Source organism: Bosea sp. 29B (assembly GCF_902506165.1).
GTDB lineage: Bacteria > Pseudomonadota > Alphaproteobacteria > Rhizobiales > Beijerinckiaceae > Allobosea.
The window spans coordinates 4,278,890-4,302,819 of record NZ_LR733817.1 but is presented as its reverse complement, the minus strand read 5'-3'; the positions used below and the strand labels follow the sequence as shown (position 1 = coordinate 4,302,819).

The 23,930-nt window shown below is 66.6% G+C and carries 20 protein-coding genes; 8 read left to right on the top strand and 12 right to left on the bottom strand.

The window, feature by feature from the left end:
- Window positions 1-108: 108 nt before the first annotated feature.
- Window positions 109-876: an ATP-grasp domain-containing protein gene (locus GV161_RS20920; protein ID WP_159650335.1), complete on the bottom strand. Its 768-nt coding sequence runs from the start codon at window positions 874-876 to the stop codon at window positions 109-111.
- A gap of 539 nt (window positions 877-1,415) precedes the next feature.
- Here GV161_RS20920 and GV161_RS20915 point away from each other — a divergent pair.
- The 3 genes from GV161_RS20915 to GV161_RS20905 all read left to right on the top strand — a co-directional run bounded on the left by GV161_RS20915 (window position 1,416) and on the right by GV161_RS20905 (window position 4,783).
- A complete protein-coding gene (locus GV161_RS20915; protein ID WP_152014119.1) occupies window positions 1,416-2,714 on the top strand; it encodes a GNAT family N-acetyltransferase in 1,299 nt (432 codons plus the stop codon).
- 384 nt (window positions 2,715-3,098) lie between these two features.
- A complete protein-coding gene (locus GV161_RS20910) occupies window positions 3,099-3,851 on the top strand; it encodes a phage Gp37/Gp68 family protein (RefSeq protein ID WP_152014118.1) in 753 nt (250 codons plus the stop codon).
- A complete protein-coding gene (locus tag GV161_RS20905) occupies window positions 3,848-4,783 on the top strand; it encodes a three-Cys-motif partner protein TcmP (RefSeq protein WP_152014117.1) in 936 nt (311 codons plus the stop codon). Before GV161_RS20910 ends, GV161_RS20905 begins: the two co-directional genes overlap by 4 nt.
- Window positions 4,784-4,837: 54 nt before the next feature.
- Here the strand turns inward: GV161_RS20905 and GV161_RS20900 are convergent, their stop codons facing one another.
- From GV161_RS20900 to GV161_RS20890, 3 genes are all read right to left on the bottom strand, one after another.
- The gene (locus GV161_RS20900) at window positions 4,838-8,020 is read right to left on the bottom strand and encodes a multidrug efflux RND transporter permease subunit (RefSeq protein ID WP_152014116.1); all 3,183 of its coding nucleotides are present in this window, start codon (window positions 8,018-8,020) and stop codon (window positions 4,838-4,840) included.
- Window positions 8,021-8,101: 81 nt separating this feature from the next.
- Window positions 8,102-9,319 carry an efflux RND transporter periplasmic adaptor subunit gene (locus GV161_RS20895; RefSeq protein ID WP_152014115.1) on the bottom strand — a complete coding sequence of 406 codons (1,218 nt, stop codon included), beginning with the start codon at window positions 9,317-9,319 and terminating at the stop codon, window positions 8,102-8,104.
- Between the two features lie 51 nt (window positions 9,320-9,370).
- Window positions 9,371-10,207: an alpha/beta hydrolase fold domain-containing protein gene (locus GV161_RS20890; RefSeq protein ID WP_152014114.1), complete on the bottom strand. Its 837-nt coding sequence runs from the start codon at window positions 10,205-10,207 to the stop codon at window positions 9,371-9,373.
- 128 nt (window positions 10,208-10,335) lie between these two features.
- Here GV161_RS20890 and GV161_RS20885 point away from each other — a divergent pair, with 128 nt between their 5' ends.
- Window positions 10,336-11,316, top strand: a complete 981-nt coding sequence (locus GV161_RS20885; RefSeq protein ID WP_152014113.1) for a LysR family transcriptional regulator — start codon at window positions 10,336-10,338, stop codon at window positions 11,314-11,316.
- Window positions 11,317-11,425: 109 nt separating this feature from the next.
- Window positions 11,426-12,712 (top strand): amidase, encoded by a 1,287-nt coding sequence (locus GV161_RS20880; RefSeq protein ID WP_152014112.1) that lies wholly within the window; start codon window positions 11,426-11,428, stop codon window positions 12,710-12,712.
- Between the two features lie 130 nt (window positions 12,713-12,842).
- Here GV161_RS20880 and pyrC read toward each other — a convergent pair whose 3' ends face one another.
- Complete coding sequence (pyrC, locus tag GV161_RS20875; protein ID WP_152014111.1) at window positions 12,843-13,937, bottom strand: dihydroorotase; 1,095 nt, start codon at window positions 13,935-13,937, stop codon at window positions 12,843-12,845.
- 238 nt (window positions 13,938-14,175) lie between these two features.
- Here pyrC and GV161_RS20870 point away from each other — a divergent pair, with 238 nt between their 5' ends.
- Window positions 14,176-14,886 carry an orotate phosphoribosyltransferase gene (locus tag GV161_RS20870; protein WP_057192133.1) on the top strand — a complete coding sequence of 237 codons (711 nt, stop codon included), beginning with the start codon at window positions 14,176-14,178 and terminating at the stop codon, window positions 14,884-14,886.
- A gap of 30 nt (window positions 14,887-14,916) precedes the next feature.
- Here GV161_RS20870 and GV161_RS20865 read toward each other — a convergent pair whose 3' ends face one another.
- Together GV161_RS20865 and GV161_RS20860 are read right to left on the bottom strand one after the other, a co-directional pair.
- Window positions 14,917-15,990 (bottom strand): ABC transporter substrate-binding protein, encoded by a 1,074-nt coding sequence (locus GV161_RS20865; protein ID WP_152014110.1) that lies wholly within the window; start codon window positions 15,988-15,990, stop codon window positions 14,917-14,919.
- A gap of 116 nt (window positions 15,991-16,106) precedes the next feature.
- Window positions 16,107-16,544 carry a MarR family transcriptional regulator gene (locus GV161_RS20860; protein ID WP_152014109.1) on the bottom strand — a complete coding sequence of 146 codons (438 nt, stop codon included), beginning with the start codon at window positions 16,542-16,544 and terminating at the stop codon, window positions 16,107-16,109.
- Window positions 16,545-16,711: 167 nt separating this feature from the next.
- On the opposite strand from GV161_RS20860, the gene GV161_RS20855 reads away from it, so the two are divergent.
- Entirely contained in the window at window positions 16,712-18,292 is a 1,581-nt protein-coding gene (locus GV161_RS20855) for an FAD-dependent monooxygenase (RefSeq protein ID WP_152014108.1), read from the top strand.
- A complete protein-coding gene (locus GV161_RS20850; RefSeq protein WP_152014107.1) occupies window positions 18,289-18,651 on the top strand; it encodes a hypothetical protein in 363 nt (120 codons plus the stop codon). The genes GV161_RS20855 and GV161_RS20850 overlap by 4 nt, the downstream gene beginning before the upstream one ends.
- Here GV161_RS20850 and GV161_RS20845 read toward each other — a convergent pair.
- The 5 genes from GV161_RS20845 to GV161_RS20825 are packed head-to-tail and all read right to left on the bottom strand — an operon-like array spanning window position 18,648 to window position 23,929.
- Window positions 18,648-19,436, bottom strand: coding sequence for an enoyl-CoA hydratase-related protein (locus GV161_RS20845; protein WP_152014106.1), 789 nt, complete (start codon window positions 19,434-19,436; stop codon window positions 18,648-18,650). The genes GV161_RS20850 and GV161_RS20845 overlap by 4 nt on opposite strands.
- Window positions 19,437-19,469: 33 nt before the next feature.
- Window positions 19,470-20,702 (bottom strand): AMP-binding protein, encoded by a 1,233-nt coding sequence (locus GV161_RS20840; protein ID WP_152014105.1) that lies wholly within the window; start codon window positions 20,700-20,702, stop codon window positions 19,470-19,472.
- 9 nt (window positions 20,703-20,711) lie between these two features.
- Entirely contained in the window at window positions 20,712-21,503 is a 792-nt protein-coding gene (locus tag GV161_RS20835) for an ABC transporter ATP-binding protein (protein ID WP_152014104.1), read from the bottom strand.
- A 52-nt stretch (window positions 21,504-21,555) separates the two neighbouring features.
- The gene (locus GV161_RS20830) at window positions 21,556-22,818 is read right to left on the bottom strand and encodes an ABC transporter substrate-binding protein (protein ID WP_159650334.1); all 1,263 of its coding nucleotides are present in this window, start codon (window positions 22,816-22,818) and stop codon (window positions 21,556-21,558) included.
- A gap of 37 nt (window positions 22,819-22,855) precedes the next feature.
- On the bottom strand, window positions 22,856-23,929 hold the full coding sequence (locus GV161_RS20825; protein WP_152014102.1) for a branched-chain amino acid ABC transporter permease: 1,074 nt from the start codon (window positions 23,927-23,929) through the stop codon (window positions 22,856-22,858).
- Between the last annotated feature and the right edge of the window lies 1 nt (window position 23,930).

Sequence of the window (23,930 nt, the reverse complement as noted above, 5' to 3'; positions counted from 1 at the left end):
GACTCCTCTGGCCGGGCGCCTCGCTCCATCGGCGGGCCGAGCACCTGCACGCCAGCGCCCCCGCCGAGATCAGGAAACCGACGGCAACACGCTGGCAGCGACGTCCGGTCAGTACGGCGTGACGTTCGCCGGGATCGTCACAATGGTCTGATCCCGCGGCAGAGGCGGACCGGCGGGTTTCGTTCTGCCCAGCATTTCGAGGAGCGGCAGCAACGGATCGCGGGCGAGTTCAAGAATGACGCGCCGCTCCAACCAGTTGAGCCGCCAGGGCAGCACGGCCGCCTTGAAGAGGCGGCCGCGATTCCTCAACTCCAGCCCGTCCGCCAGCCCCTTGCCCAGGGGCTCCTTCGTCAAGGCCGCCCGGACGAAATCCAGGCCCGCGAGCGCCATGACGTCCATCCGGAACCAGAAGCGCGGATTGCTCTCGATGAAAAAGACCTGGCCATCCGTTCGTTCGCGCAGGTCGAACCCGATCACCCCATCGAGCCGAAGATGCGCCGCGACGACCCGGCTGAAAGCATCGACATTGGGACGTCGAACGAAACGAATACCATGGCGCGCAAAGGTGTAGGCCACCTGGCCCGTGATCTTTCCGCGCTCGCACAGATAGAAGACGCAGAGATCCCGGCCGGGGATGAAGTCCTGTACAAGGATCGGGCTGTAGGCGATCCGCCCGCGCAGATCCTCCGGCCCGTTGATCCTGCGTACCCCCCATCCGCCATCGAGGTTCGTCGGCTTGACGATGAAGGGGTAGCTCAGTTCTCCCGTCGCGGCGGCGGCGCGCAGCTCGGACCAGGTCTCGAAGAGTTTCGTGCCCGGCACGGGCAGTTCGAGGTCGCGGCAGAGCCGATGAAAGGTCAGCTTGTTGTTCAGCAAATCGAATGCCTCCCCGGCAGGAACAGGAAAGCACGGTGTCTCGAACCTGTCCGGATAGGTCGCAAGAAAACGCGTGGTATGGCCGCAAGTCGGGAGGATGCAGGAGATTTGATGATCTTTCGCGTATCGATCGATCGCGGACGCCTCGCTAGGACCGGCAAGTGCGAACGGTTTTCCCAAATCATGAAAGGCATAGCAGTGTCTGGAATGCTTGAGCCAAGCCCCATCACCAGTTCCGATGATATGAATATCGTCGAAATATGAGGATACTGCCTTCAGTATCCTATACTCCATCCGAAACCTATCCGCCAAAAGGACTGCGCGGCCGCTCATTGCTCGACCTCCCGCTGCGGGCGCCAAATGAGAATGGAGCACATCTCAAAATTCTTTTCGTTTATCGTATCTCCCCATATTTGCCTGCTTGTCACCCCGCCGCAACCGATCTGCCCACGAACCAATAGTGTTAAGCCGATTGATCTCTGGAAGGCGCGAAGCCTTCGTAGATCATGTGACAACGCATTCGGTCCTTGGGGTCGCCGGTGGACGAAGCCAATCCTCTCGACAGAATGGACAGGCAGTCGGGCACGGTGTGGCGCGGCGACCAAACCTCCCGCCTGCCGCGTTCCTCCGGGGCAGTCCGAGGCCATCCTGCCCCAAGGCTGGACCAGGCTGAGAGGCTTGAATCGGAGATCGTCACCGCTTCGGATTTCGCGCGGTATCAGGATGACTGGGACGATCTCGTCCGCCGCGCCCTGATCCCAAACGTCTACATGCACCCCGCCGTCGCGCTCGCAGCCGAGCGGCATGGTGGGCGGCCTGTCATCGTTGCGCTGGCCTGGCGGATATCCGGGCTCCGGCGCGTGCTCGTCGGCGCCTGGCTTCTGGGCGAGTTCGCGGAGCGGCGCGGCTTCTTCAAGGTTCTCGATACGGCGCTGAACCGGCTCGTCTTCGCGGGGACGCCCGTCGTCGATGCGAGCCTAGCCCCGGATGTTCTCGACAAGCTGCTGGACGCCATCGCCGATCAGCCGAACCTTCCCGGGACCATCGTCGCGTCTGATCTGAATGCTGACGAGCGATTGCTGCCCTGCCTGCGCGACGTTCTCGCCCGGCGGCGCTCCCGCGCAATGGTGGTGGGACGGCGGCGGCGAGCCATTCTGACGCGTCAAGCCGACGGAGAAATCTCAGGGCATCAGGAAGCCTCCGCGAAGCAGAGGCAGAGTTTCCGCAGGAGAAGCAGACGCCTGGCGGAGGCCGGCATCGAGCCTGTCGCCCTGGCGCGCGGCTCGGAGATCGCGGAGGCGTTCCGGGCCTTCCTCGAGATCGAGGCGAGCGGTTGGAAGGGCCGGATGGAGCACAGCGGCTGGGCGATACGGCTCGATCCGGCGCTGGAGCCGTTCGCGACGGAGATGATCGACGGTCTGGTGCGAGCCGGATGCGCGAGCATCGAGGGCTTGCGGCAGGGCGAGCGCTGGATTGCCTTCTCGATCTGGCTTCGCTCCGGTTCACGCGCCTTCGGCTGGAAGATGGCCTATGACGAGGCGTTCGCCAGCTTCGGGCCCGGGCGCCAACTCTCGGAACAGGTGACGGCGACATTCCTGTCCGATCCCGCGCTGGCGAGCTTCGACAGCTGCAATGGCTCGGAGACCTCGTTTCACGCCGCGATCTGGCCGGAGCGGCTCGAACTGGTCGACATCGTCATCGACGCCCGCCGCGGCGGCTCCGTTTCGGGCACGCTCTTCATGATCGTCGAACTAGCCTATCGTCGCGGACGAAGCTGGCTGAAGGCCGCGCGCGATACGGTGCGCGCGTCTTGGCGCGGCTTGCGCCCGGGAAAGTGACCGCGCTGCGGGTTGAGCCCTTTCGCGACATGGCGGTAGCGCGGCCTCCGGTGAACATGGCCCTGTCTCGATGCGATGCCGGTCAACCTTCCGCCGCGCTCAGGCCTCAGCGCCGTCGCCGCGGAGCCTGCGTAGCTCTGCAGCCCCTCGGCGTCGTTGCTGTCCAAGTCGCGCCCGAGCATCCGCGTCATCCCGCACAGGATCGGCTGGTCCCCTTCCCTACGCGTCGTCGCCCGGCGCTACTGCGCCGAGGCGATGTGCCGTTGTAGCGCGGACGACGAGAACCCCGCCATGCACGAAGGCGCGACGGGCCGGGGGACATTCGTTAACCTTTTGCTCACCATGATAATTGCCATCATGTTCTCTTTATGTTCTAGGTGACATATGGCGCAGGACACATCGATCGAGTGGACCGACGCTACGTGGAACCCGGTCACCGGGTGCACGAAGATCAGTCCCGGCTGCGATAACTGCTACGCGGAACGGTTCTCGGAGCGCTTTCGCGGCGTGCCTGGAAACGCGTTCGAACACGGATTCGATTTGACGCTCCGGCCCGAACGCTTGGAGCAGCCACTCGGTTGGCGGCAGCCGAAGATGATCTTCGTGAACTCGATGTCCGACCTGTTCCACAAGGATGTGCCGGACAGTCTCATCTCGAAAGTGTTCGACACCATGGAACTGGCGAATTGGCACACGTTCCAGATGCTGACTAAGCGGTCGTCACTGATGCGGGATTTTCTTCGCCGTCGGTACGGAGACGGCCGAGGCCCACTGCATATCTGGTGTGGCGTATCCGTCGAGGACGGTGCCCGCAAATCGCGCGTTCGACACCTTCAAGACACGCCGGCCGGTACCCGCTTCCTGTCGATCGAGCCTCTGATTGGGCCGATCGGGCCGCTGGACCTCAATGGGATCGATTGGGTTATCGTCGGAGGCGAGAGTGGCCCCCGTGCCCGTCCAATGGACCCGGAATGGGTCCGTGAGGTCCGCGACCAGTGTCAGCAAGCCGGCGTAGCGTTCTTTTTCAAACAATGGGGGGGATTCCGGCCCAAATCTGGAGGTCGGACCCTAGACGGCCGCGAGTGGAGCGAGTTCCCTGCAACTAACGTAACGGGATGCAGAGTCGCCGCCGAATGAGCAGCAAATCAAGCGACGGCAGCGTAGGTCCTTGGGCCCGCGAAAAGCTGGGCGCACTCGGGGAATACCTCGATTTCTACACGAAGGTGCTCAAGAACCAGCACTGGCTGAGGGGCACCATCTACATCGACGCGTTTGCCGGTCCGGGACGATCAAAAGTCCGGCAGGTGCCCAAGGCTTCCAACCCACAACCCGAGAATTTCTTCGACGACGTTGTCCCAATGGTCGAGGCCGTGGAAGAAGCTGGCGAGTTCCTGAAGGGCTCGCCGCGGGTCGCGCTCGACATCGCCAACCCATTTAGCAGCTACACCTTCATCGAGCGTAACCCGGTCCGCGTCGCCGAATTGAACGCGCTCGCGGAGGAGTACGGGGACAAGCGTCGCATCATCGTCCGTGAAGGCGACGCATCGACGGAACTGCTCGCGATCCTAGCCTCCAAAGGCATTTGGCGATCATATCGCGGGGTGGTGTTCGTCGACCCATTCGGCATGCACATCCCGTGGTCGACACTCGAGGCACTGGCCAAGACCAGGGTATTCGAAGTCATCATCAACTTTCCACTCGGTATGGCCATTCAGCGGTTTCTGGTCAGGACTGGCGACGTCCCCGCCAACTGGGCCGCAACATTGGACGAGTTCTTCGGTTCACCGGATTGGCGCGAACACGCCTATGAGGCGAAAGACGACCTCTTCGGGTCGAGCACGACCAAGTTGGACGACAGCGGGAAACGCCTGCTCTCTTGGTATCTTCAGCGGCTCAAGGACACCTTCGGCCACGTGTCGCCGGCGCGGCTAATCCGCAACACTAAAGGCGGGCATCTCTACTACCTCATATGGGCAGGCCCTCATCCGAAAGGACTCGACGGCGCAAAACACGTCCTCGGGAAAGGTGACGAGATTAAAGCATCGCGAAAAAAGCCCGCCGATCGATAAGAGAAGGCCATTCCGGCAGGGGTCGCGGCCACCCGCAACCCCGCCGGCCACTCCTCACGCCGCCTCAGCCATCTCCCCCTTCTCCTCCACCCCATGCTGCCTGAGCGGCTTGTTCCCCGACAACTTCCGCATCAGCACGTAGAAGACCGGCGTCAGGAAGATGCCGAAGGCGGTGACGCCGATCATGCCGGCGAAGACCGCGATGCCCATGGCCTGGCGCATCTCGGCGCCCGCCCCGGTCGAGAGCACGAGGGGCACCACGCCCATGACGAAGGCGAGCGAGGTCATCAGGATCGGCCGCAGGCGCAGGCGGCTGGCCTCGATCGCGGCCTCGACCGGCGTCCTGCCCTCGAATTCGAGCTCGCGCGCGAATTCGACGATCAGGATGGCGTTCTTGGCCGATAGTCCGACCAGGACGACGAGGCCGATCTGGGTGAAGACGTTGTTGTCGCCGCCGCTCCACCAGACGCCGGCCATCGCCGCGAGCAGGCCCATCGGGATGATCAGGAGGATCGCCACCGGCAGGGTCAGGCTCTCGTATTGCGCTGCCAGCACCAGGAAGACGAGCAGGATCGCGACCGGGAAGACCAGGATGGCGGAATTGCCGGCCAGGATCTCCTGATAGGTCAGCTCGGTCCATTCGAAGGCGAAGCCCTTGGGCAGGGTCTCGGCGGCGATGCGGGTGACGGCGTCCTGCGCCTGGCCCGAGGAGAAGCCCGGGGCCGGGCCGGCATTGATGTCGGCGCTGAGGAAGCCGTTATAGCGCATGGCGCGTTCGGGGCCGGCATCGGTGCGCACGTTGAGCACGGCCGAGAGCGGGACCATCTCGCCCGAATTCGAGCGGACCTTGAGCTTGCCGATATCCTCCTGATAGGCGCGGTAGGGCGCATCGGCCTGGACGCGCACCGTGTAGGTGCGGCCGAACTTGTTGAAGTCGTTCACATAGGACGAGCCCAGATAGATCTGCAGCGTCTCGAAGACATCGGTGACGGGAACGCCGAGCTGGCGCGCCTTGGTGCGGTCGATGTCGGCATAGAGCTGGGGCACGTTGACCTGGAAGCTCGAGAACATGCCGGCGAGCTCGGGCGCCACGGCGGCCTTGGCCATGAAGGCCTTGGTCGCCTCGTCGAGCGCCTTGTAGCCGAGGCCGGCCCGATCCTCGATCTGCAGCTTGAAGCCGCCGATGGTGCCGAGGCCCTGGACGGGCGGCGGCGGGAACATCGCGATGAACGCCTCCTTGATGCCGGCGAACTCCGTGTTGAGCTGCATGGCGACGGCGTTGCCCGAGAGCGAAGGGTCCTTGCGCTGGTCGAAGGGCTTCAGGCCGACGAAGACGATGCCGGCATTGGACGAATTGGTGAAGCCGTTGATCGACAGGCCCGGGAAGGAGATCGCGTTCTCGACGCCGGGATGCTTCAGCGCGATCGCGTCCATCCTGCGGATGACGTCCTCGGTGCGGTCGAGCGTCGCCGCGTCGGGCAGCTGGGCGAAGCCGACGAGGTACTGCTTGTCCTGGCCCGGCACGAAGCCCGACGGCACCTTCTGGAAGAGCATGACGGTCAGGCCGACGAGGCCGGCATAGACCACGAGCATCACGGTCTTGCGGCCGAGGATGCGGGTGACGCCGCCGCCATAGGCTTCGGAGCTGCGGTTGAAGAAGCGGTTGAAGCCGCGGAAGAACCAGCCGAACAGGAAGTCCATGCCGCGGGTCAGCGCATCCTTGGGGGCGTCATGGCCACGCAGCAGCAGTGCGGCGAGCGCCGGCGACAGGGTCAGCGAGTTGATCGCCGAGATCACCGTCGAGATCGCGATGGTGAGCGCGAACTGGCGGTAGAACTGGCCGGTCAGGCCGCTGATGAAGGCGAGCGGGACGAAGACTGCGACGAGGACGAGCGCGATCGCAATGATCGGGCCGGAGACCTCGCGCATCGCCTTGTAGGTGGCTTCGCGCGGGGACAGGCCGTTCTCGATGTTGCGCTCGACGTTCTCGACCACGACGATGGCGTCGTCGACGACGATGCCGATCGCCAGCACGAGGCCGAACAGCGAGAGCGCATTGATCGAGAAGCCGAAGAGGTACATCACCGCAAAGGTGCCGACGACCGAGATCGGCACGGCGACGAGCGGGATGATCGAGGCGCGCCAGGTCTGCAGGAAGACGATGACGACGAGCACGACCAGCGCGATCGCCTCGAGCAGCGTCGAGATCACCGCCTTGATCGAGGCGCGAACGAACTGGGTGGTGTCGTAGACGATTGAGTAGTCCACGCCCTCAGGCATGTTCTGCTTGATCTCGCGCATCGTCTCCTGGACGCGGTCGGCGATGGCGATGGCGTTCGAGTTCGGCGCCTGGAAGACCGGCACGGCGACGGCCGACTTGCCGTTGAGCAGCGAGCGCAGCGCGTATTCGGCGGCGCCCAGTTCGATGCGGGAGACGTCCTTCAGGCGCACCACCGCGCCGCTCGCGGCAGTCTTGACGATGATCTCGCCGAACTCCTCCTCGCTGGCGAGGCGGCCTTGCGCATTGACCGAGAGCTGCAGATCGAGCCCCGGCCCGCTCGGCGAAGCGCCGATGACGCCGGCAGCAGCCTGGACGTTCTGGGCCCGGATTTCGCGGACGATGTCGGAGGGCGAGAGGCCGTGCTCGGCAACCTTTTGCGGGTCGAGCCAGACGCGCATCGAATAGTCGCCCGAGCCGAAGAGCTGGACCTGGCCGACGCCGTCGATGCGCGCCAGCCGGTCCTTGACGTTGAGGACGGCGTAGTTGCGCAGATAGGTCATGTCGTAGCGGCCGTTCGGCGAGGTGATGTGCACCACCATCGTCAGGTCCGGCGAGCTCTTGATGGTGGTGACGCCGAGCCGGCGCACCTCCTCCGGCAGGCGCGGCTCAGCCTGCGAGACCCGGTTCTGGACCAGCTGCTGAGCCTTGTCCGGGTCGGTGCCGAGCTTGAAGGTGACGTTCAGCGTCATCACGCCGTCGGTCGTCGCCTGGCTCGACATGTAGAGCATGCCCTCGACGCCGTTGATCTGCTCCTCGATCGGCGTCGCCACGGTCTCGGCGATGACGCGCGGATTGGCGCCGGGATATTGCGCGCGCACCACCACGGTGGGCGGCACGACCTCGGGATATTCCGAGATCGGCAGGGCCCGCAGCGCCAGCAGGCCGGCGAGGAAAATCAGGACGGAGAGGACACCGGCGAAGATCGGCCGGTCGATGAAGAACTTCGAGAGGTTCATGGGGGTGCCCCTTCAAGGCGGCGACCCCGCCGGTCCCGAAGCGGCCGGCGGGGCGATAGAACTGGGATGGGATCGCGCGCCTTAGCGCTGCGCGAGCTCGGTCGTGGGCTTCTTCAGTTCGGAGCGCTCGGCCATCGGCACCTGCTCGGGGGCGACGGAGGCGCCAGGGCGGATACGCTGCAGGCCGTTGACGACGATCTGCTCGCCCGCTTCCAGCCCGCTGGTGACGATGCGCAGGCCCTCGGCAGCGGTGCCGAGGGTGACCTCGCGCCACTGGGCCTTGTGGTCCTTGCCGACGACGAAGACGAACTTCTTGTTCTGGTCGGTGCCGACAGCCCGCTCGTTGATGACCAGCGCCGGTTCGGACTTGGCCTGGCCCATGCGCAGGCGCACAAACTGGCCGGGCATCAGCGCGCCGTCCTTGTTGTCGAAGATCGCCCGGACGCGGACCGTACCGGTCGCGGCGTCGATGCCATTGTCGACGAAGTTGAGATGGCCGGAGACCGGCGCAGCCTCGTTCGCCGCGGTCGTCATCTGCACCGGGATGCGCTTGAGGTCGCGCGGCTTGCCGGGCTCAGCCGGCAGCGTCGCCAGCGCCTTCAGCAGCGAGCCCTCATCGGCGTTGAAGCCGGCATAGACCGGATCGACCGAGACCAAAGTCGTCAGCAGCGGCGCATTGGCACCGGCGGCGACGAGGTTGCCGACGGTGACTTCCAGTCGGCCGATGCGGCCGCCGATCGGGGCGCGGATCTGGGTGTAGTCGAGGTTGAGCCGCGCCGACTGCAGCGCGGCGCGGGCGGCGCGCTCGTTGGCCTGCGCCTCGCGCAGCGCATTCAGCCTGGTGTCGAGGTCGCGCTGCGAGACGTTCTGCGTCGACATCAGCTTCTGGCCGCGCTCATGCTCGCCCGCAGCGAGCGCAACGCGCGCCTCGGCGGCGAGCAACTGCGCCTGGGCACGCTCGAACTCGGCCTGGTAGGGCGCCTGGTCGATGCTGACGAGCAGGTCGCCCTGCCTGACCAGCGCGCCTTGCGAGAAGTGCACCTGCTCGACCACGCCGGAGACGCGCGAGCGGATTTCGACACGCTCGATCGCCTCGAGCCGGCCGGAGAACTCGGCCCAACTGACCAATTCGCGCTGCTCGACCGTGGCGACCGAGACCGGGGTTGCGGCCGGCGCGGCGGGGGCCGTGTCGCCCTGCGCCGTGTTCGAGCCGTGGACAGCGACGGCGAGAGCCGCGAGCGAGACGCCGGCAGCCAGAGTAACGCCCAACAGGGCATGACGGATCGTTCCCAGAATCATGGGTTCATTCCTTCGTGGAGAGAGATCGAAAGAGCGGGGGCGATGCAGCCGCTAGGACGGCGCGGTCGCGGTGAAGAACTCGCTGACGTGGTGACAGGCCGCGCACAGGCAGGTGCCGTCGCAGGGCCCTTCGGCGAAGGCGTCCGGCCAGCGGCTCGGACCGCCGACGACGCGGATGGTGGTGTCGACGCCGGCTGCCTTCAGCCGGTGGGCATAGTTGATGCTCTCGTCGCGCAGCAGGTCGTCCTCGGCCGTGACGATCAGCGCGGGAGCGAGCCCGGTCAGCCTGACGGCATTGACCGGGGCGGCGTAAGGATGAGCCGCCTTCTCGGGCGAGCCGAGATAGGCGTGCCAGCCGTCGGCCCAGCGGCAGCCGACCGGGCCAGCCTCGGCATTGCGGAAGGAATAGGTGCCGAGGCAGGAATCGAGCATCGGCGAGAACAGGATCTGGCCGGCGAGCGGCGGCCCGTGCCGATCGCGCGCCATCATGGCGAGCGCCGCGGCGAGATTGCCGCCGGCCTCCTCGCCCGCCACATAGAGCGGCGCGTTCTTGCCGACCCAGCGCGCCTTGTCGCGGGCGATCTTCTCGAGCGCAGCATAGGAGGCTTCGAGCGCCTGCGGGAACGGATTGGCGGGGGCGAGCGGATAAGGCAGCGAGATCACGATCGCGCCGGCCTCGGCCAGCGTGGTCGCGACAGCTTCACCGGAAGCAAGAGTGCCGCTGTCAAACGTGCCGCCATGCAGATGAACGACGAGGCCCGCCTCGTCCGGCACGGCTGCGGGCGCATAGAGCCGCCCGGCGAGCTTGTCGCGCCCGACCGCGACGCTCTGCTCGCGCCAGAAGACGGCGCGGCGATAGCGGCTTTCGGGGACGGACGGAGCGAGCATGGCGGTGACGCCTGACGAATGTTGCGGTGCATCACGATTTAGGTGATGCTCTCCGCTTAATAAACTGCCGTTCTGCTCCTACATTATTTCCATATGGAAACAATCGACGGATCATCCGGAGCCTCGACATGGATCAGCTCAACGCCATGCGCGCCTTCGTGCGCGTCGTCGAAGTCGGCACCTTCACCCGCGCCGCGGAACTGCTCGACCTGCCCAAGCCGACCGTGACCAAGCTGATCCAACAGCTCGAAGGGCATCTGCACGCGCAGTTGCTCAACCGCACGACGCGCCGCGTCACCGTGACGATGGATGGCGCCGCCTATTACGAGCGGGCGCTGCGCGTGCTCGGCGAGATCGACGAGCTCGACCAGAGCATGACCTCCTCGCAGGCCCGGCCGAGCGGGCGGCTACGCGTCGATGTCAGCGCCTCGTTCGCCACCGACATCATCCTGCCGGCCCTGCCCGGCTTCCTTGCGCGCTATCCCGAGATCCAGATCGACATGGGCCTGTCCGATCGGCCAGCCGACCTGATCGGCGAGAATCTCGACCTCGCCATCCGTGCCGGCGCGATCGACGACCAGAGCCTGATCGCCCGCCGCATCGGCGAGATGATGCTGATCACCTGTGCGACGCCGGGCTATCTCGCCAAGCACGGCACGCCGCGGCACCCGCGCGATCTGGAGGATGGCCATCTCACGATCGGCTATCGCCGGGCCGGCACCAGCCGCATCATGCCCTTCACCTTCGCCAGCCCGAAGGAGACGATCGAAATCCAGGGCGACCATGTCGTCTCCCTGAACGACGGCACCGGCTATGTCGCCGCCGGACTGGCGGGGCTCGGCGTCATGCAGGTGCCGACCTTCATGGCGATGGCGCACATCGCCTCTGGCCGGCTTGTGCCGATCCTGACCGATTGGTGCACCAAGCCGAAGCCGCTGCACATTATCTATCCGCCGAACCGCCATCTCTCCAACAAGGTCCGCGTCTTCGTCGACTGGCTTGCCGAACTATTCGCCCGGAACGCGCTGCTTCAAGGCAAGCCGCTGTTGCCCTGCCCTGGTGGCATCGCCGCGGAAGCGCTCGCCCATCAGCCCGAGCAAGCGGCCTAGCCCCACGCAAGGCCGGGATGACGGGCCGGCGGTTCCATCACATCGCGAACTGGCCTAACCAGATGCGCCGGCACCCGCCGCGCGCCCACCCACCAGCCAGGTCCGCCCGATGTCCCGCAGCGTCCGCGACAAGCTCGAAGCCAATCTCGCCCGCATCGGCGACGGCACCCCGGTGTTCACCAAGCTCCTCACCGACACGGCGCGCGTCGAGGCCGACGCCGCCGATCGCCGCCGCGAGGCCGGGCTGCAGCTGAGCGCGATCGACGGCACGATCGTCTCGGTCAAGGACCTGCTCGACGTGAAGGGCATCACGACCTGGGCCGGCTCGAGCGCACTGAAGGGCGCAGCCCCCGCGGCTCAGGATGCGCCCTCGGTGGCGCGACTGCGCCGGGCCGGCGCAGTGATCATCGGCAAGACCAACATGACCGAGTTCGCCTTCTCCGGCATCGGCCTGAACAACACCTTCGGCACGCCGGGCAGTGCCGTCGACAAGGCGCGCATCCCCGGCGGCTCCTCCTCCGGCGCGGCGGTCTCCGTGGCGGAAGGCTCGTCGGAGCTGACGGTCGGCACCGACACCGGCGGCTCCTGCCGGATCCCTGCCGCCTTCAACGGCATCACCGGGATGAAGCCGACGCATAAGACGGTTCCCGACGAGGGCTGCTTCCCGCTGGCGCCGAGCCTCGACTCGATCGGCCCGCTGGCCAAGGATGTCGCCGGCTGCGCGCGCCTGCTCTCGGTGCTCGCCGACCGGCCCTTCGACCTCGCGGACGGGCTCTCGCCGGCCCGTATCCGCCTCGGCGTGGCGCGCGGCGGCTTCCTGGCCGAGGCCGATCCGTCCGTCGCCAAGGCCTATGAGGCGGCGATCGAACGCGTGACGCGGCTCGGCATCGCGGTCGAGCCGGTCGATCTCGACGGGTTCTACAAGGAGATGCTGGCGATCGCTCCGGTGCCGCTCGTCACGATCGAGGCCGCGGCGGTACATCGCGACCTCATGGCCAGCAAGGCCGATTCCTATGACCGGCGCGTTGCGGCCCGCATCGCCATCGGCGTGCCGTGCAAGGCGGCCGACTACATCATCGCCATGGAAAAGCGCCGCTCTCTGATCGCCAGGTTCGCGGCTCAGCTCGACGGGCTCGACGGCTTCCTGGCGCCGACCGTGCCGATCGAGGCGCCGACGATCGCGGCAATGGAGGCCGGTGACGAGGCCTTCTTCAACGCGAACCGGCTGATCCTGCGCAACCCGGCCTTCGGCAACCTGTTCGACCTGTGCTCGATCTCGCTGCCGATGCCGCTCGGCGACAAGCTCTCTGGCGGATTGATGCTGAGCGCGGTCGCCGGACGGGACCAGCAACTGCTCAACATTGCGAAGTTGATCGAGCCGGCTGCGGCGGGCTGAGCATCAGCGCGCGGACGTACCTTCCCGTCATGGTCGGGCTTGTCCCGACCATCCACGTCTTCGCTTCATAGAGCGCAGGCTGTGTTCAAGATGTGGATGCTCGCCACAAGGGCGAGCATGACGTCGAGGTTCAGCCCCTGACCTCGCCCAGCGACCAGGGCAATTCCTCGCCGCCACGGAAGATGACGACGTCTTCCTCGCCGACGGCCACGGTCGGCGAGACCCGGCAGGGCCGCTTCTCCAGCGTGATCGTGCCCTCGTTCAGCGGCAGCCCGTAGAAGCGCGCGCCGTTCTCCGAGGCGAAGGCCTCGAAATGGGCAAGTGCGCCCTCGTCGTCGAAGACCTGGACATAGGTCTGGAGGGCGGTGGCGCCGCCGAAGACGCCGGCCGAGCAGCATTCGGCCTGCTTGGCGCTGCGCAGATGCGGGGCGGTGTCGGTGCCGATGAAGAAATTGCCGTCGCCGGAGGTGACAGCCTTGCGCAGAGCGAGGCGATGGCGCTCGCGCTTGGCGACCGGCAGGCAATAGAGATGCGGCCGGAGCCCGCCCTGGAAGATCGAGGTGCGGTTGATGATCAGGTGATGCGGCGTCACCGTGCCCGCCGCCCGGCCGGCATGAGCGCGCACCAGCTCGACCGTCTCGGCCGTGGTGACGTGCTCGACCACGACCTTGAGGCCCTGATGCCGCTTCAGCAGCGGCAGCATCTCGGTCTCCATGAACACCGCCTCGCGGTCGAAGATGTCGACGGCCGGGTCGGTCGCCTCGCCATGGACGAGGACCGGCATGCCGACCTTTTCCATCCGCTCCAGCACCGGGGCGAGCTTCGGAATATTGGTGACACCATGATGGGAATTGGTCGTGGCGCCCGAGGGATAGAGCTTGGCGGCAGCCCAAACGCCCTCGCGGAAGCCGCGCTCGATCTCGTCCGGATTGGTCGAGTCGGTGAGATAGCAGGTCATCAGCGGGGTGAAATCGTTGCCCTCCGGTCGTGCCGCGAGGATGCGCTCGCGATAGGCGAAGGCCGCGTCGACTGATGTCACCGGCGGCACCAGGTTCGGCATGATGATGCCGCGTTTGAACTGGGCGGCGGTAAAGGGCAGCACCGCCTTCAGCATGGCGCCGTCGCGCAGATGGACATGCCAGTCGTCGGGACGGCGGATCGTCAGGGTCTGCGTCGGGGTGGCCGCCTTGGCTTCCGTGCTGCCGAAGAGTTCCGTAACGCTCATGACCTGCCCCTGTGCTGACCTGCCCGCCAAACGAATCCGCCGGCGAGCTGGCCTTCCATAGCCGCCTTGGCGGGGCCGCGCGAGCACATCGAAACAATCCTGCCGGGGACAGTGCACAGCGGGGATTGACCTTCACCGGCAACCTGTCGAGAAGGGGCCGTTTGCGAATTTGACACGAGCCGCGCCAACGCCTGCAAACGGCGAAGGATGGCGCGCGCTGGCCCTGGAGAACGAGACCATGCCCAATCTCTACATGCCGGTCGACCGGGACACCATCGCGCTCGAAGCGGCCAAGATGCTGCTGGAGATCAAGGCGGTCCACTTCTATAGCGACAAGCCCTTCATCTTCACCTCCGGCTGGGCGAGCCCGGTCTATATCGACTGCCGCAAGATCATCTCCTTCCCGCGGTTGCGATCCTCGCTGATCGACTTCGCCGCGACCACCATCGTGCGCGACATCGGCTATGAATCGATCGACATCGTCGCCGGTGGCGAGACGGCCGGCATTCCCTTCGCCGCCTGGATCTCCGATCGCCTGTCGCTGCCGATGCAATATGTTCGCAAGAAGCCCAAGGGTTTCGGCCGCAATGCCCAGATCGAGGGCGAGGTCGTCGAGGGCGCACGCACGCTGCTGGTCGAGGACCTCGCCACCGATGGCGGCAGCAAGGTCAATTTCTGCAAGGCGCTGCGCGATGCCGGCGCCAAGGTCGATCACTGCTTCGTGCTGTTCTACTACGACATCTTCCCGCAAGGGCGCGAGATGATGAAGGAGATCGGCGTCGGCCTGCACTATCTCACCACCTGGTGGGACGTGCTCAAGGTCGCCAAGGCGAGCGGCCATTTCGAGCCGAAGGTGCTGGACGAGGTCGAAAGCTTCCTCAACGAGCCGGCCAAGTGGTCGGCCGCGCATGGTGGCATCTCGGACTTCAACCAGGCCAAGACCGGCTGAGGACGAAAGCCCGGCCGGCTGGGCAGGTTCTCAGCCGGCGTGCAGGACCCTGAAGCGATCGGGCGCCACCGGGTCCCGGTCAACCACCTGGATCGGTGGCCAGGCCCATTGCCAGACGCCGATGCCCGGCACGCGCGAGAAGCCGATCCGCCCGCGCGTGCCCTCGACCGACACCTCGGACCAGGCTTGCGCCAGACGTCCCGGCTCGGTGCCGTGGGACCGCAGCATCGCGGCAAGAACAGCGATCGTGTCGTAGCCCTCGAAGGCGACGAAGGACGGCGCCTGCATCAGCCGCTCGCGCAGCGCCGCCTCGACCCGCAGCCCGAGCGAGGGGAGTTGCTCCGGCAGATAGCGCAGGAACGGGATCGCTGTGCCCTCCTTGCCCAGCAACGCCAGCCATCCCGGCAGCTCCGGCGGCCCGGCCGGCGCACCGATCAGGAGGCCGCCAAGGCGCGGATCGCTGTAGATGGCCTTGACGATCGAGACCGCTGGCTCGGGATGGCCAACCAGGAGCAGCAAGGCCGTGGCACCCTTATCGACAGGTTCGTCGCATAGCGCGGCGGGCGTGAGCGAGCCCATGCCGAACTCGATCACGCTGCCGCCCTGCGGCGCAAGGTGATCCCGCAGGATGCCGGTCCCGGAGGCCCAATAGACGCTCGGCACGGTTGCCACGGCGATCCGCCGATGGCCCGCATCGAGCAGGAAGTCGGCATAGAGTCGCCAGCCGCGGGATTGCGCCGGGGCGATGCGCGCGACCCAATCCGTCGGCTGCTCGGTGAGCGCATCGAGCACCGCCGAGGAGCAGAGGAACGGCAGCCCTAGGGCATCGGCCCTCGCCGCAGCGGCGCGGGCGACGACGCTGTGGTACTCCCCGGCCAGGGCAGCGACGCCCAGGCCAGCCAGTTCATCGACGGCGGCCACCGCCTTCTGCGGATCGGCCGCGGTGTCGCGTACGATCAGCTCGAGGGGCCTTCCGTTGATGCCCCCGGCACCGTTGACCTCGGCGGCGGCGAGCTCGAGCCCGGCGAGAAGATGCTGGCCGGCCTCGACCCAGCCAGGCGGCGACAGCGGCGCCAGGGCGCCGATCCGGATGGGCGTGGTCATGCGTCGGCATCTCCCGGGAGACGTTTCAGCCGCACTATGCCGGGAATGCGCGCACGGACGTCAGTAGCGTAAGCGCAGCGCGCCCGAGATTGCATCGCATAGGCATTCGGCAACGTTCATGCCTTGTCCGGCTGCAGTATCCTCAGAATACGGGCGAGCTCAGCCAGATCGCCCTGCGCCAACAGGGTGAGCTCGGCCGGCGGCCGGTGATAGGCCGCCGTCAGCTCCTGCACGGTCGCCCTGCCCTTTTCCGTCACCCGCACCAGCTTCACGCGCCGGTCGGCAGTCGAGGCAACGCGCTCGGCCAGTCCAGCCCGCTCCAGCCGGTCGACCAGCCAGGTCGCGGTCGAGGGATCGCAGCTCCATTCCTTCGCCAGCGCGCCCATCGGCTTGTCGTCAGCGAGGAGCGAGAACAGGGCGCGGGAATCGTTCGGCGTCAGCCCCCGCTCCTGCTGGGCCAGCAGTCGCTCGGGCGCCGAGCGCATCAGGAAGCCGAACATCAGCCGCCAGGCCTCGGCGGCCCCGGCTGCCTTGTCTTCGGAATCCGGTGTCATCGCATCGCGTGTCATCGGTCAGGACCTTGGTGTCTTGACATAATTTGATATGTCAAATATTTTGAATTATCAAATTAATTATCATCTGCCCACCTCGCGGTGCCGCAAGGAGCCTTCGCCCTCCTGCCGCAGATCGCGAAGGCTTTGTCATTCCAGAGGAAACCATCATGAGCACCAGCACTGGCGTCCTTATTGTCGGCGGCGGCCTGAATGGACTCGCGGCCGCCGCGCTGCTCGCCCACCATCGCATCGACTGCATGGTTGTCGAGCGTCATGCCGGAACCTCGATCCAGTACAAGTTCACCGGGATCTCGCCACGCAGCATGGAAATCTTCCGCGGCCTCGGGCTGGAAGCGGAAATCCGCGCCCGGCGCACCGGCGACCAGCAAAGCGGCGGCATCGCCCGGGCGAGAAACCTGGCCGATCCCGAGGTCCAATGGAGCGAGATCGGCTGGCCCGACGCCACGCCTTACAGCCCGACCCAGCCTGCGACCTGCGACCAGAACGTGCTGGAGCCGATCCTGCGGCGCCATGCGGAGCGGCTCGGCGCGACCATGCGCTTCAACACCGAGTTCGAGAGCCTCGAACAGGACGAACGGCAGGTCCGCACCCGGATTCGCGACCGGGCCAGCGGAGCCGAGGAGACCGTCGTCGCCGATTATCTGATCGTCGCGGACGGCGCCGGCGGCTCGCTGCGCCAGCGTCTCGGCATCGGCGTGAGCGGTCCTGGCGTGCTGCAACACTGGATGAACCTGATCTTCGACACCGACCTGCCGCCGACCCTCTATGGCAAGCGCTTCACCTCCTGCTTCGTCACCGACCTCAACGCCACGCTCACCCCACGCCGCGAAGGGCGTTGGCTGCTGGCGCTGCAGTATTTTCCCGAGAATGGCGACAGGCCGGAGGATTTCGACGCGCACCGCTGCCGCGAGCTGGTCACTCAGGGCGCCGGACGCCCGGAGGTCAAGGCCGAACTGGTCGATGCGCGCCCCTGGGCGCTGGCCGCCCAGATCGCCGAGCGCTTTCGCGAAGGCCGTTGCTTCCTTGTCGGCGATGCGGCGCATCTGATGCCGCCAACCGGCGCCTTCGGCGGCAATTCCGGCATTCACGATGCGCACAACCTCGCCTGGAAGCTGGCTCTGGTCATGCGCGGTGAGGCGCGGCCGGAATTGCTCGACAGCTATGACATGGAACGCCGCCCGGTGATCGCAGCCACGCTGGCTCAGGCGCTCGCCCGGCTCCAGGCCTGGTTCCGGGACCCGGCCGGGCGCCTGCCGAAGCCGCCGCCGATCGTCGCCGATTACGACGTGATCTTCGGCCAACGCTACGATGCCGGCGCCATCCTTCATGAGGGCGCGCCGCCCGAAACGCCCTTCGAAGCTTTCGCGGCGCTGTCCGGGCAGCCAGGGACGCGCGCGCCGCATCATCAGATCGAGCATCGAGGCGAGACGCTTTCGCTGCTCGACCTGTTCGACAGGGATTTCGTTCTGCTCAGCCGCGATCCGGCCTGGCGCGCGGCTGCCGAGGCGATTCGAACCGAATGCAGCCTGCCTCTCGCCAGCTGGGGCACTGGCGCGGAGGACTGGCCCGACAGCTATGGCATGGGCGGCAGCGGCGCCGTTCTAGTTCGCCCGGACGGCATCGTCGCATGGCGGACGCTGGAGCCGGTCGACGATCAAAAGGCCACGTTGCGCGGCGTCCTCGATCGAATCGGCCTGCGCGCCGATGCTGACGGAGACGCTCGATGAAGCCTCCTGCGACGCTCCTCGCCTTTCTCGCCATCGAGATCCTGCTCTTTGCCGGGGCTTCGCTGATCCATGCCGGTATCCTGGTCGGCGGTTATGAGCATAGCCAGGCCAGCGCGGCGGAAGGCGTGATCGGAGCCGTGCTGGCGCTCAGCCTTGTCCTTTGCCTGCTGCGCCAAGCGATAATGCGTACCACCGCCCTCGCCGTGCAGGCTTTCGCGCTGCTCGGCACGCTGGTCGGCGTCTTCACCATAATGGTCGGGGTCGGGCCGCAGATGGCAGCGGACAAGGCCTTCCACGGTCTCCTGCTGGTCGTGCTCGTCGCCGGGCTGGTTGCCGCCTGGCGCGCAGCACGCCGCTAGAATTTCGGCGGCCGGCGCTCGAAGAAGGCGGCGATGCCCTCACGGAAATCCGCCGTGCCGGCATTGGCGACGAAGTTCTGCTTCTCAAGATCGAGCTGCGCATCGAAGGAGCCATGCGTCGCGGCCTGGACCAGCGCCTTGCTCGCTTTTTGCGCGCCGACGCTGCCGCGGGCGAGTTTTTCCGCCATGGCGCGGGCGGTCTCCATCAGCTCGCCAATCGGGACGACCCGATTGACGAGACTCAGCTGGAGTGCGGTTTCGGCGCTCACCGCCTCATTGAGCAGCACGAATTCCAGCGCCCGGCGCGGGCCGAGCAATTGCGTCAGCGTCCAGGTGGTGCCGCCATCGGGATTGGTGCCGAGCTTGGTATAGGCCGAGAGGAAGCTCGCATCCTCTGCCGCCACCACGAGATCGCAGGCTAGCGCGAGCCCGACGCCGCCGCCGGCGACCGGGCCCTGCACGGCGGCGATCACCGGCTGCGGCATCGCCTTGATCAGGCGCATGAGCGTATGGAAGCGGTCGATCAGCGTCGTCGCGGTCTGCGGCGCGCCCGGAAGGTCGGCCTGGAAGCGGGCGAGATCGCCGCCAGCCATGAAGGAGCGCCCTGCCCCGGCCAGGATGACGGCGCGGATCGATGCATCTGCCGCGAGGCCCGAGAAGGCGGCGACCAGCGCATCGGCCATCGCCTCGTCGAGGACGTTGAGCACCTTGGGGCGGTTCATGGTCACAATGAGGACCGGCCCGTGCCGCTGCGTGATCACCACCTCGCCTGCCGCATCGCTCATCGTGCTGTCCTCATCTCGCTTGCGCCGCAAGTCTCAACCTGGCGCCCTGGTATCGTCGATGACCTTGCCATCGTTCGGCAATGTCCCCGGCGCAACCAACTCGACCGCGCCGCTCAGCTTGAAGGCGTCGCGCACCGAGGCTTTCACCGCCTCGGCCAAGCCGGGGCTCGGCAAAGCGAGTTCCGCCTTGAAGCACATCGCATCGGCCTCACCGGCGCGCGTCACCACCAGCCGGCAGCGACCGAGCTCGGGATGGCGCGCGGCGACCGCCGCGACCTGCTCGGGCCGGACGAACATGCCCTTGACCTTGGCCGACTGGTCGGCTCGGCCGAGCCAGCCGCGGATGCGCTGGTTGGTGCGTCCGCAGGGAGAGAGCCCGGGCAGCGTCGCGGTGAGATCGCCGACGGCGAAGCGGATCAGCGGCTTCTTCGGATCGAGGATCGTCACGGCGATCTCGCCGACCTCCCCCTCCGCCACCGGCTGGCCCGTGCCGGGCCGCAGGATCTCGACGATGATGTCCTCGTTGAGGACGAGGCCTTCGCGGGCCGGGGTCTCATAGGCGATGATACCGCATTCGGCGGTGGCGTAGCACTGATAGGCGTCGATGCCGCGCTCGCGGAATTCGGCCTGCAGCGAGGACGGGAAGGCCGCGCCGGAGACCACCGCCCGCTTCAGGCAGGAGAGGTCGCGCCCGCGCGCCGCGCCGAGATCGAGCAGGATCTTCAGGAAATCCGGCACGCCGGCATAGAGCGTCGGCCGGTAGGCCTCGATCAGGTCGAGCTGGGCGTCGCTATTGCCCGGCCCGGCCGGGATCACGGCGCAGCCAAGCACGCGGGCGCCGGCATCGAAGCACCAGGCGCCGGGCGTCAGGTGGTAGGAGAAGGTGTTGAGCACGATGTCGCGCCAGCCGGCGCCTGTCGCGGCGAGCGCCCGCGCGACGCGCCAGGGATCATCGTCATGGCTCTCGGGCTCGAAGATCGGTCCCGGCGACATCATCAGCCGGCGATAATCGCTGGGGCGGCCGGGCAGCAAACCGCCGAAGGGCAATTTCGCGCGCTGCGTCGCCGGCAAGTCGGATTTGCGCAGCACCGGCAGTTTGGCGAGCGCCGCCCGGTCGGTGACGGCTTCGGGATCGACGCGGCGCAGATGCTTCCGCCAGGCTGGCAGCCGCTGCGCTGCCGCAACCACCTGCGGCAGGCGCCGGAACAGATCGGCCTCGCGGCGCGCGGGCGCGCGGGTTTCCAGGCGGTCGTAGTGCTTGGCCATGATGATCTCTCAAGCCAGCCAGCGCTTGCGCCGCCGGTAGTGCTTGACCGCGTGGTAATCGACCTTCTCGTGGCCGCCGAGATAGGCGTCGGCGACGTCGGGATTGGCGCTCAGCACCGCGGCCTCGCCGCTCATCAGGATGCGGCCGTTCTCGATAAGATAGCCGTATTGGGCGATCTCCAGCGCCGCCGTCGCGTTCTGCTCGACCAGCAGCACGGCGACGCCGTCACGCTCGTTGACGTTGCGGACGATGTCGAAGATCTCGTCGACGAGGAAGGGCGCGAGACCAAGGCTCGGCTCGTCGAGCATCAGCAGGCGCGGCTCTGTCATCAAGGCGCGGGCGATCGCCAGCATCTGCTGCTCGCCGCCGGAGAGATAGCCGGCCTCCGCCTTGGCGCGCTGGGCGAGGCGCGGGAAGGTCTCGAACATCCGGTCGATCAGCGCCGTGACATGGCCGCGCTCGCGATGCATGGTCGCCGCGGCGATCAGGTTCTCCTTCGGCGTCAGATGGCCGAAGACGCGCCGGCCTTCCAGCACATGGACGATGCCGAGGCGGACGCGATCGGGCGGATCGACCGCCAGGATCGAGCGGCCCTCGAAGCTGATTTCGCCGCGCGTGACCGCGCCGCGCTCGGGCTTGAGCAGGCCCGAGATCGACTTCAGCACCGTGCTCTTGCCGGCGCCGTTGGCGCCGAGCACGGCGACGAGCCCCTTCTCGGGCACCTCGATCGAGACGCCGCGCACCGCGAGGAAGACCTGATCGTAGACGATCTCGATATTGTTCAGCGCCAGCAGCGTCATCGGCCCGATCCGAAAAGGGGCGGTGCGGAGGACCCGCGCCGCCCGAGCAGAGTCATTTCCCGGACTTCTTGAACTCTTCCGAGTTCTTGCGGATCTCCTCCCAGACCACGTCCTGGTTGGCCGAGTACCAGTCGGTGATCGGCACGAACCTGGCGCCGTCCCAGCGCGCGATCCGGCCCATGCCGCCGCCCTGGTGGTCATCCTTGGTGATCGTGGTCGGCGGCAGCAGGCCGTCGGCGGTGAAGTTGGTGATCGAGCGCAGGCCTTCGTTGAGCCAGGGGCCGGTGACCGGGCCGTTCGGCGCCTTCTCGGCCGCCTTGCGCACGCCCTCGACCATCAGCGTCGCCATCTGGACACCGTAATTGTAGTAGGCGGTGCCGACCTTGTTCTCGGGTCCGGCGCCTTTGCCCTTGCCGACGACGTCGGCGAGGATGTCCTTGATCACCTTGGGCTCGCGGCCACCGACGCAGGGCTCGACCTTCATCACGCCCTTGGCCGCCTCGCGCCCGACCACATCCATGTCGGATTCAGAGAGCCAGACGCTGCCGGAGACCCGGTCCATCGGCAGGCCGTTGCGGATCGCCTCGGTCAGCGCCACCGTCTGGCCGACGCCGGCGCCCCAGAAGATCACGAAATCGGGCCTGGCCCGGCGCACCTGCGGCCAGATCGCCGACTGGTCGTTGCCCGGCGGCGTATAGGGGAAGGCGGTGAGTTCGTAGCCTTCCTTCTTGGCGAGCACGTTGAGGATCGGCAGCGGCTCCTTGCCGAAGGGCGTGTCGATGTGGACGAAGACGATCTTCTTGCCCTTGAGGCTGCCCTTCTCGGTCTTCTTGAACTGCTCGATGATCAGGCCGGCCTGGGTCCAGTAGTTGATCGAGAGCGGCAGCACATAGGGGAAGGCGCTGCCATCGGCGGCATCGCTGCGACCGGAATAGGCGGTGATCATGTTGATCTTGTCTTCGAGCGCGCGCGGCACGAGCGCGCGGGCTACCGGGGTCGAGAGCGGGTCGATCAGCACGGCGCCCTCGCGCTTGCCGCGCTCATAGGCCTCGATGGCGCGCGGCAGGTCGTTGGCATGGTCGGTGATGTCAGCGACGATCTTGTAGCCACCGACGCCGCCGCGATCGTTGACCAGCGTGAAGTAGTCGCGCTGGCCCTGATTATATTCCGAAGTGACGAAGGTGTAGATGCGGGTGAAGTCCTGCGGCAGCGTGAAGCGGACGATCTTCTCCTGGGCGAAGACCTGCACCGGCAGGGCGAGCGGCGCGGCCAGCGCAGCCGAGCCGGCGATGAAAGAACGGCGATCGAGCGACATCCTGTTTCCTCCAGCCCTGTCGTTGATTGAGGCACCGTCACCGCTGGGCATGGCGGAACGGCCAGACGAGCAAGTAATTGCGGAAATTGGCGTAGATCTTGGCGAGGCCGAGCGGCTCGTAGAGCAGGAAGCCGATCACCAGCGCGCCATAGGCCATCAGCGGCAGATGGGCGCGCAGGTCGATCGGCAAGGACCAGCCGAACGTGCCCGCTGTGAAGCCGAGCAGGTTGTTGAGCAGGATCGGCGCAAACAGGATCAGCGCCGTGCCGAAGAACGGGCCGAGCACGCTGCCGAGCCCGCCGACGATGATCATCGCCAGGATCTGGATCGAGAGCTCGATATGGAATTGGTCGGGCGAGATCGCCCTGAGATAGGTCACCGCCAGCACCGAGCCGACGACGCCGCCGATGAAGGACGAGACCCAGAAGGCGAGCAGCTTGTAGCGGAAGGTCGAGATGCCGAGAATCTGGGCGGCATAGTCCTTCTCGCGCAGCGCCGCCAAGGCCCGGCCGAAGCTGGTGCGCCGGACGTTCAGCATGAACAGCGTGATGACGAGGCAGACGCCGAAGGCGAGGTAATAGGTCGGCAGGTCGCCCTGCAGGGATATGCCGAGGAAGCGCACCGGCGGCACCTGCAGCGTCGCGAGCGAGCCGCCGCTGATTACCGAGGAATGCGAGATGACGAAGTCGACGACGTACTGCATGGCGAGCGTCGCCATCGCCAGATAGATGCCCTTCATGCGCAGGGCCGCGCCGCCGAACATCGTGCCGATGGTGGCGCTGAGCAGGCCGCCGGCGATCATCGCGATCTCGAGCGGCACGCCGAGGCGGACCAGGTGCACCGAGCCATAGGCGCCGATGCCCATCACCGCGCCGTAGCCGAGATGGATCTGGCCGGACCAGCCCATCAGCAGGTTGAGGCCAAGCGCCGCCGAGGTCCAGATCAGCCAGGGCAGCAGGTAGCCGGAGACATAGAGCCGGTCGAACAGGAAGGGCGCCGCCAGCAGGATTACGATGACCGCGATGATCAGGCCGCGGTCGAAGCCGAGCGGAAACAGCTGGCGCTCGTCCTGATAGCGCGTGTGGCGGATGCCGGCGCGACGATAGAACACG

What these genes read in the sequence shown, in the direction of transcription:
- GV161_RS20910 (WP_152014118.1), top strand. Translation starts at nt 3,099, where the DNA reads ATGGCGCAGGACACATCGATCGAGTGGACCGACGCTACGTGGAACCCG.
- GV161_RS20905 (WP_152014117.1), top strand. Translation starts at nt 3,848, where the DNA reads ATGAGCAGCAAATCAAGCGACGGCAGCGTAGGTCCTTGGGCCCGCGAA.
- GV161_RS20900 (WP_152014116.1), bottom strand. Translation starts at nt 8,020, where the DNA reads ATGAACCTCTCGAAGTTCTTCATCGACCGGCCGATCTTCGCCGGTGTC.
- GV161_RS20895 (WP_152014115.1), bottom strand. Translation starts at nt 9,319, where the DNA reads ATGATTCTGGGAACGATCCGTCATGCCCTGTTGGGCGTTACTCTGGCT.
- GV161_RS20890 (WP_152014114.1), bottom strand. Translation starts at nt 10,207, where the DNA reads ATGCTCGCTCCGTCCGTCCCCGAAAGCCGCTATCGCCGCGCCGTCTTC.
- GV161_RS20885 (WP_152014113.1), top strand. Translation starts at nt 10,336, where the DNA reads ATGGATCAGCTCAACGCCATGCGCGCCTTCGTGCGCGTCGTCGAAGTC.
- GV161_RS20880 (WP_152014112.1), top strand. Translation starts at nt 11,426, where the DNA reads ATGTCCCGCAGCGTCCGCGACAAGCTCGAAGCCAATCTCGCCCGCATC.
- pyrC (WP_152014111.1), bottom strand. Translation starts at nt 13,937, where the DNA reads ATGAGCGTTACGGAACTCTTCGGCAGCACGGAAGCCAAGGCGGCCACC.
- GV161_RS20870 (WP_057192133.1), top strand. Translation starts at nt 14,176, where the DNA reads ATGCCCAATCTCTACATGCCGGTCGACCGGGACACCATCGCGCTCGAA.
- GV161_RS20865 (WP_152014110.1), bottom strand. Translation starts at nt 15,990, where the DNA reads ATGACCACGCCCATCCGGATCGGCGCCCTGGCGCCGCTGTCGCCGCCT.
- GV161_RS20860 (WP_152014109.1), bottom strand. Translation starts at nt 16,544, where the DNA reads ATGACACCGGATTCCGAAGACAAGGCAGCCGGGGCCGCCGAGGCCTGG.
- GV161_RS20855 (WP_152014108.1), top strand. Translation starts at nt 16,712, where the DNA reads ATGAGCACCAGCACTGGCGTCCTTATTGTCGGCGGCGGCCTGAATGGA.
- GV161_RS20850 (WP_152014107.1), top strand. Translation starts at nt 18,289, where the DNA reads ATGAAGCCTCCTGCGACGCTCCTCGCCTTTCTCGCCATCGAGATCCTG.
- GV161_RS20845 (WP_152014106.1), bottom strand. Translation starts at nt 19,436, where the DNA reads ATGAGCGATGCGGCAGGCGAGGTGGTGATCACGCAGCGGCACGGGCCG.
- GV161_RS20840 (WP_152014105.1), bottom strand. Translation starts at nt 20,702, where the DNA reads ATGGCCAAGCACTACGACCGCCTGGAAACCCGCGCGCCCGCGCGCCGC.
- GV161_RS20835 (WP_152014104.1), bottom strand. Translation starts at nt 21,503, where the DNA reads ATGACGCTGCTGGCGCTGAACAATATCGAGATCGTCTACGATCAGGTC.
- GV161_RS20830 (WP_159650334.1), bottom strand. Translation starts at nt 22,818, where the DNA reads ATGTCGCTCGATCGCCGTTCTTTCATCGCCGGCTCGGCTGCGCTGGCC.